General features: G+C 61.2%; 1 protein-coding gene and 1 pseudogene. Both read right to left on the bottom strand.

The features are described 5' to 3' along the window. Positions 1-55: 55 nt before the first annotated feature. The gene (gene ltrA, locus FBZ90_RS27630) at positions 56-1,207 is read right to left on the bottom strand and encodes a group II intron reverse transcriptase/maturase (RefSeq protein WP_211102387.1); all 1,152 of its coding nucleotides are present in this window, start codon (positions 1,205-1,207) and stop codon (positions 56-58) included. Between the two features lie 630 nt (positions 1,208-1,837). Next, positions 1,838-2,553, bottom strand: a pseudogene (locus FBZ90_RS28565) (IS3 family transposase); the annotation flags it as partial. Between the last annotated feature and the right edge of the window lie 158 nt (positions 2,554-2,711).

Genomic DNA, 2,711 nt, shown 5'->3' with positions numbered 1-2,711 from the left:
ATTGCCATGGGAGCCAGTATGGACCCGTACAAAAGGGGTCCCGATTGGACGCCGATCACCCCTTATACGGGGTCCTTATTCCATGCCGATTCACAACATCATGATTGCCGGAGAGGGCCTCGACCAGACGACGGGCGAAGGTCTTGGCTTTCTCCTTGGGTATGGTGGTGACCACGGACATACCCCCGTTCGACCCCCGCTTGCGAATGATCCGGTGCCCGAGGAAGACGAACCCGTCGTCGACGTGGGTGACATGGGTTTTGCCCATATTCAACGTCAGCTTCAGGCGACCTTCCAGGAAGGCCCGGCATTCCTCGCGGATGGCTTCGGCCTGCGCCCTTGTCCCTTTGACGATGACGACGAAGTCATCGGCATAGCGGCAGTAGGCGACAGCGGGCTTCCATTGCCGGTTCTCCCGAACCGCGATGGGACGCCCTTGCTGGATGCCGAAGTTCCAGGCCCAGCGGTCCTTGCGGGCTTTCGCGCTCAGGTATTTCGCCTCCAGCCACGCATCAAACTCATGGAGCATGATGTTGGACAGGAGCGGCGACAACACGCCGCCTTGCGGAACCCCTTCGCTCGACGCCACGAACAGGCCACGGTCAACGTGGCCCGCCTTCAGGAGCCGCCAGAGCAGATCGGTGAACCGATCATCCCGGATGCGCCGCCGGACGCAGTGAAGCAGAAGCCGGTGGTGAACCGTGTCGAAGTAGCTCGCCAGATCGCCTTCGACGATCCAGCGGCCCCTCGTTCTCACGTCCCCATCCTGCAACTGGAGCTTCACAGTCCGGACGGCGTGATGCACGCTGCGTTCGGGTCTGAAGCCGTAGGAGAGGCGATGGAAGTCGCTTTCCCAGATCGGCTCCATGGCCATCAGCATCGCGCGTTGGACGATGCGGTCCCTCAGGGTCGGGATACCCAGTGGTCGCGTCTTGCCGTTGGCTTTGGGGATATAGAGTCGCTTGACCGGCTGTGGACGGTAGTCCCCCGACAGCAGGTCCGTTTGCAGGCTGGCCAGGTGTTCCGCCAGTTCAGCCTGCATCCACCGCTTGTCCATTCCGTCAATGCCCGGTGTCTTGGCGCCACTCGACGCCAGGACGATCCGGGCGGCTTCGGCAAGCCATTCCCGATCGGCCACGAGCCGGAGGAGGCGATCGAACCGGCGGTTCGGGTCGCTCTCGGCCCATGTCGCGAGCTTGTGCTGCATTTCGCTGATTATCAAAGGTCTTCACCTCGTTGGGTCAGGTAGTTTGCGCGCCAAGCCGCTTGAACTGTCCTCCTTCGCCATGTGACAGGCTTTCCCTGTCGCGGACTACTACGAGGACTCCGCCAGCGTGATGGGCATCGGGGCCAACTCCCTTGGCATTCCATCACGCCTTCCCTCGTTCATATGCTGGACGTTCACGCGCTGGGGAGGTTGCCGGTCGCAGTCCTTGTCCTTGCGTCCCGCAAGTCGACACCGATCCATGGTCTGGCTGCGTTCTCCCCATGGTCCCCTCGGGGCGCCTTACATCTGCGCCCGAGTTCGGATGCCGCCGGCTTACGTGTCCGACGGCACCATCGGCATTCCGCCTGTTAAGCCGTGTAGGCGAAGGCGACATTTCAGCCCTCGGATGCGGTTTAACCGGTTCGTGTTCCTCAACCTTCCAGCACTTCAGCCTCGGGAACCATCTCGGCGTAACGGCTTCGCCTCAATCCCCTTTTCCTGCGGGCTACGTCACCCTGCCAGTTGACGACAGGTCACCGCCGCTTGGGCTCATGCCCCCTCACAGCAGAGGGCAGGGCGTTCGTTCAATTCCTCCTTTCTCCTTGGCATTCCAGTCATATGCACCCCGGACCATCCGGGACGAGGCGCACTATAGGAAATGTCGCTTCCCCATTTCCGGTTTGGACCTTCGGCGCCGAAATCCTGGTCCAGCAGGTTCGGGGCCACGGGCCCGCCATGCGCGCTGTCCGTCGTCTTCTTGTACCGGCGTTTCATCAAGGCTTTCAGGCCGTTATCCCGCATCAGCCGGGCGATCCGGTGCCGAGCGCACCGAAGCCCCGCCGCTTTCAACTCCGCATGCATGCGCGGGCTTCCGTACGTCTCGTGCGACAATTCGAAGTGATGGCGGACATGCGCCAGCAGAACCATGTCGGCCTGTTGCCGAACACTGGCCTTCCGCCGCTTCCATGCATAATAACCGCTGCCGCTCACACCCAATAAGCCGCAGCTACGGTTAACCGGTATTTCCGCCTTCTTCGCGTCGATGAGCCGGTAAATCATCGACTTGTCTCCCGGGCGAAGAAGGCTGCCGCGTTTTTTAACAGATCCCGTTCTTGGTGCAGTATCTTGTTCTCTTGCCGAAGCCGCGCCAGTTCTTTCTCAACATCCGGGTGTGGGCCCGAAAGTAGTTCTGTCTCTGTCGCTTGCGTCTTCCAACGCTGCAACGTCGACTTCCCGATCCCAAGGTCCCCAGCCACTTCCGCCACCGTCCGCCCGCTTGTCGATAAAATCCGTAGCGCCTCCTGCTTGAACGCCGCCGTGACCTTCGCCTGCTTCACACGAACCATCATTAACCTCCATCAGACCCAAATTTTAGGGTGATGGCTCTCCACTTTTCCAGGGCAAGTCCACACCGGTCAGCTGTCGACGTGGCGCAAGCAGTTCCGGTCGGGCGAGCTGACGGGGTTCATTCCGGTTTCGGTCGTTGCCGATGCGGCGTTGCCCG

It is taken from the genome of Nitrospirillum pindoramense, from assembly GCF_007827955.1.
Taxonomy (GTDB): domain Bacteria; phylum Pseudomonadota; class Alphaproteobacteria; order Azospirillales; family Azospirillaceae; genus Nitrospirillum; species Nitrospirillum amazonense_B.
The sequence above is the reverse complement of the archived record's forward strand: the minus strand, read 5'-3'. Positions and strand labels throughout refer to the sequence as shown.